The sequence below is a fragment of the Pseudomonas sp. genome, assembly GCF_037994325.1.
Lineage (GTDB): Bacteria > Pseudomonadota > Gammaproteobacteria > Pseudomonadales > Pseudomonadaceae > Aquipseudomonas.
In genome coordinates this window covers 1-4,342 of sequence record NZ_JBBNAH010000491.1, presented here as the reverse complement: position 1 = coordinate 4,342, position 4,342 = coordinate 1, and the positions used below count along the sequence as shown (strand labels likewise).

The following is a 4,342-nucleotide window of genomic DNA, read 5'->3' as shown; positions in this document are numbered from 1 at the left end:
ATCTATGTGTCGGCTGGTGCTTTCTCCAAGGACAACAACGACACCGACGGCGACAGCAACAAGCAAGTCAACTTGCGTGGCGTATTTGCTCCGCTGCACGACGCTGGCAACGTGCTGCACTTCGGCTTCAGCGCCGCCCGTCGCGATGTATCCGACTCGATCGTCGACACCCGTTTCCGCAGCCGTCTGGGCATGCGCGGTGTAGAAACCACCGGTGGTAACGATGCTGGCACCGTCAATGGCAACCGTGTTGTGTTCGCTGGCGCGAACAACACTGCCGCAGGCAACTTTGACGACGACACCGCTCTGGGTCTGGAAGCAGCCTGGGCAACCGGTCCTTTCTCGCTGCAAGGCGAATACATGACTCGTAAGCTGAAAGCTGATGCTTCGACCGTTGAAGACATCAAAGCTAAAGGCTACTACGTACAAGCTGCCTACACCCTGACCGGTGAAGCGCGTGGTTACAAGCTGGGCAAGTTTGACGCGATCAAACCAGCCAATAACCAAATCGGCGCATGGGAACTGTTCTACCGCTACGACAGCATCAAGGTAGAAGACGACAACACGCTGACAACTGCTCAGCGTGCAACGCTGGACGAGGGCGATCGTAAGGCCAACGTTCATAACCTTGGTGTCAACTGGTATGCCAACGAAGCGGTGAAAATCAGCGCTACCTACGTTAAGGCTTCGGTTGATAACGTCACTAACAACCCTGGCACCACCGTTGCCTCGCGTACCGGTGATGATGATGGCGACGGCTTTATCGTCCGTGCTCAGTACGCGTTCTAAGTAGTCGTTTTACGCAACAAAGGTTCTGCTCCTTTTTAGCCCCGCCCAGTGCGGGGCTTTTTTATGGGCAGGATTTGTCGGGTGTTCGCTTGCTAGGCACCTGGATTCACGCCTTCGCGGGAATGACGAGTTGTAGCTCTTTTTAGGATTACCCGTCTTCCCCGCGAAGGCGGGGACCCAGGTATGGACTAGGAGAATTCAGGCACGTTACCGACCAGCCCGCTATGATGGCCCAGCCGTCTAGCCCGCCATGGATACGCCAATGCCTGTGCTTATTCTCGACTCCCTGTCCACCATTCCCGCTCAAGCCTGGGATGGGTTGCTACCCGAGTCGCAGCCGTTTTTGCGCCATGCTTTTCTCTCGGCGTTGGAAGACAGCGGCAGCGTGGGAGGGCGCAGCGGTTGGCGCGCCTCGCATCGGCTGTGGGTGAATGAGCAGGGCGAGTTGCAGGCGGCGTTACCGGCGTATTTGAAAAGCCATTCCTACGGCGAGTATGTGTTCGATCACGGCTGGGCCGATGCCTGCCGGCGCGCCGGTATCGACTATTACCCCAAGCTGCTCGGCGCCGTGCCGTTTTCGCCGGTCACCGGCCCACGTTTGTTGGGTTTGCCGGATAGTGCGTCGGCGTTGCTTAACCAGTTGACCGAAGATTTGCCGGCGCAGGGCCTGTCCAGCCTGCATATCAACTTCACCGACGAGCTGGCCAACGCGCTGCTCGATGGCCGGGAAAACTGGCTGCAACGCCTGGGTTGCCAGTTCCATTGGCGCAATCGCGGTTACCGGGATTTCGCTGATTTCCTTGATGTATTGGCCTCACGCAAACGCAAGCAAATGCGTAAAGAACGCGAGCAAGTGGCGGGGCAGGGCATTGCGTTTGAATGGCATCAGGGCGCTGAGCTAACAGAGGCGCAGTGGGACTTTGTCTATGCCTGCTACGCCAATACCTACGCCGTGCGTGGGCAAGCGCCGTACCTCACGCGTAACTTTTTCAGCCTATTGGCCGAGCGCATGCCCGAGGCGATTCGCGTGGTGTTTGCCGTTCAAGGCGCGCGGCCGGTGGCCATGGCATTCAGCCTGGTGGGTGGCGACAGTTTGTATGGGCGCTATTGGGGCTGTTTGGCGGAGTTTGATCGGCTGCACTTCGAGACCTGTTTTTACCAGGGCATGGACTATGCGATAGCCCAGGGCTTGCAGCGGTTTGATGCCGGCGCCCAGGGCGAGCACAAGCTGATTCGTGGCTTTGAGCCGGTGATTACCCAGTCGTGGCACTACCTCTGTCACCCAGGCTTGCGCGATGCAGTGGCGAATTTTCTGGAAGATGAGCGCGAAGGGATTTTGGCGTATGCCGAAGAGGCGAAAAGTCTGCTGCCATTTCGACAAGCCTGAGCGTTGACGGGCAACGCTCAGTTCTTGGCAGGGTTTAGCGAGGCGAACAGTTAGCTGTTCTGCGCGCGGCCGCCCCATTCCTGATACTTCAATTTATGCACTTCACCCAGGCTGTCTTCGTAGACCACGATGACCGGCACAACCCCGGTTTTGCCAGAGTTATCGGTGCGGTGCAGCACTTTGGCGACATCCACCTTCATGCCGTAGTGGTAGTCCACTGCCGGCAAGCCTGAACCTGGAGTCGGGTTCAAATCATCAGCAAATACACTCGGGGCGAACCCGGAGAGAACGGCGGTAACCAGTGACGCTATTTTCATGGTGGTCTTTCCTCAACGGTGGTGGGTCGAATGAAAGCGGCAACTGAAACCTTCCGGGCTTTTCAACGGTGAGCGGCGGGGAAAGGCTTGGATTGTGGCTTTCAGGGTGCGACAAGTTGTCGCGCTTTGAGACTATGGTTATTTACAAAAGGAAGCAAGCTAACGTTCAGCTTTTTTCCCGTGGTAGAGCGGTTGCCGACTAAGTGCGCTGTTGCTGCTCGCCAGTGCATCGGCATTGGCGAGCAATCACGAGCGCCTTAGCTGCGGTCATCCGCGCCGCCCAATTCCAGGTATTTCACCTTTTGCACGCGGCCTTGGCTGTCTTCGTAAACCATGGTCACCGGCACAACACCGGCGACATTGGAAACGTCGGTCAGCGACAGCACTTTTTTCACGTCCAGCTGCATGCCGTATTGGTATTCAACGGCTGGGATGCCGGCGCCGGCTTTGGCGGGATCTTTCGCGCCAGCTTGGGCAATAAGGGACGTTGCGACGGCGGCCAGAGCAAGGGTGGCGATGGCGGCGGTTTTCATGACGGTCATTCCTGATAGCGGGTTGGTGTGGCTATCTGAACAGCTGCGGCGACTCAGGAGAAATCAACGCTGGTTGTAGTACGGATCACCGCTATTGATATTGTTAGCCGGCTAACGAATTTATCCGTAGGCTGGGCGGTCCGCGTTCGGTGTGCGCACCGAGCGATTAAGCGGATATCGCCATGGTGCGCACAGCACACCCTACCTGCTTAATCGATACCGACAAACCCACCGGTCTGGTGATGCCACAGCCGCGCGTACAGCCCTTGCTGCGCTAGCAGTTGGGCATGTGTGCCGCTCTCGGCGATGCGGCCTTTATCGAGCACCACCAAACGGTCCATGCGGGCAATGGTGGAGAGGCGGTGGGCGATGGCGATCACGGTTTTGCCTTGCATCAGGCTGTCGAGGCTTTCCTGAATCGCGGCTTCCACTTCCGAGTCCAGTGCCGAGGTGGCTTCGTCGAGAATCAAAATCGGCGCGTCTTTGAGCAACACGCGGGCAATGGCGATCCGTTGCCGCTGGCCGCCAGACAGCTTTACGCCACGCTCACCGACATGTGCATCAAAGCCGGTGCGGCCCTCGGCGTCGGAGAGTTCGGGAATGTATTCGCTGGCGCGCGCTTTACGCACGGCTTCCCACAGTTCGGCATCGGTGGCGTCGGGCTTGCCGTACAGGAGGTTGTCGCGGATGGAGCGGTGCAGTAGCGAGGTGTCTTGGGTGACCATGCCGATGCGTTCGCGCAAGGTTTCCTGCGCCACTTCGGCGATGTTCTGCCCATCAATCAGAATTTCTCCGCCCTCAAGGTCATACAGGCGCAGTAGCAGATTGACCAAGGTGGACTTGCCCGCGCCTGAAGGCCCGATCAAGCCGATTTTTTCTCCAGCGGCAATTTCCAGGTCCAGGCCGCTAATAATTCCGCTGCCTTTGCCGTAGTGGAAACTGACGTTACGCATGCTCACCGCGCCAGATGGCACTTGCAGACGCGGCGCCTGGGCAATGTCGAGCACTTTGCGAGGCTGGGCGATGGTTTGCATGCCGTCTTGCACGGTGCCGATATTTTCGAAAATGCCGGTGACCACCCACATGATCCAGCCGGACATATTGATCAGGCGAATCACCAAGCCAGTGGCCAGGGCAATGGCACCGACGGTAATCAAGCTTTGGCTCCATAACCACAATGCCAGGCCAGTGGTGCCGACGATCAGCGCGCCGTTCATGCTGGTGATCACCACATCCATCAAGGTGACCACACGGCCGGCCATTTGCGTGGTTTCGTTCTGTTCCTTGAGTGCTTCGCGGGCGTAGTTTTGCTCGAA

At 58.0% G+C, this 4,342-nt stretch carries 5 protein-coding genes; 2 read left to right on the top strand and 3 right to left on the bottom strand.

Translation table 11 applies throughout. The annotated features are described in order from the left end of the window. Together AAAB16_RS16740 and AAAB16_RS16735 are read left to right on the top strand one after the other, a co-directional pair. Positions 1-789, top strand: a 789-nt coding sequence (locus AAAB16_RS16740; RefSeq protein WP_340664337.1) for a porin, incomplete at its 5' end; no start/stop codon positions are given. A 262-nt stretch (positions 790-1,051) separates the two neighbouring features. Then, positions 1,052-2,176, top strand: a complete 1,125-nt coding sequence (locus tag AAAB16_RS16735; RefSeq protein WP_340664336.1) for a GNAT family N-acetyltransferase — start codon at positions 1,052-1,054, stop codon at positions 2,174-2,176. 50 nt (positions 2,177-2,226) lie between these two features. Here the strand turns inward: AAAB16_RS16735 and AAAB16_RS16730 are convergent, their stop codons facing one another. The 3 genes from AAAB16_RS16730 to AAAB16_RS16720 form a co-directional block, all read right to left on the bottom strand. Further along, positions 2,227-2,493, bottom strand: a complete 267-nt coding sequence (locus tag AAAB16_RS16730) for a DUF2790 domain-containing protein (protein WP_110614995.1) — start codon at positions 2,491-2,493, stop codon at positions 2,227-2,229. 257 nt (positions 2,494-2,750) lie between these two features. Then, on the bottom strand, positions 2,751-3,026 hold the full coding sequence (locus AAAB16_RS16725) for a DUF2790 domain-containing protein (protein WP_340664335.1): 276 nt from the start codon (positions 3,024-3,026) through the stop codon (positions 2,751-2,753). Positions 3,027-3,235: 209 nt separating this feature from the next. Further along, positions 3,236-4,342, bottom strand: a 1,107-nt coding sequence (locus tag AAAB16_RS16720) for an ABC transporter ATP-binding protein (RefSeq protein ID WP_340664334.1), incomplete at its 5' end; no start/stop codon positions are given.

Bases quoted from the DNA above. Each gene is read 5' to 3' on its own strand.
- AAAB16_RS16735 (WP_340664336.1), top strand. From the start codon at position 1,052: ATGCCTGTGCTTATTCTCGACTCCCTGTCCACCATTCCCGCTCAAGCC.
- AAAB16_RS16730 (WP_110614995.1), bottom strand. From the start codon at position 2,493: ATGAAAATAGCGTCACTGGTTACCGCCGTTCTCTCCGGGTTCGCCCCG.
- AAAB16_RS16725 (WP_340664335.1), bottom strand. From the start codon at position 3,026: ATGAAAACCGCCGCCATCGCCACCCTTGCTCTGGCCGCCGTCGCAACG.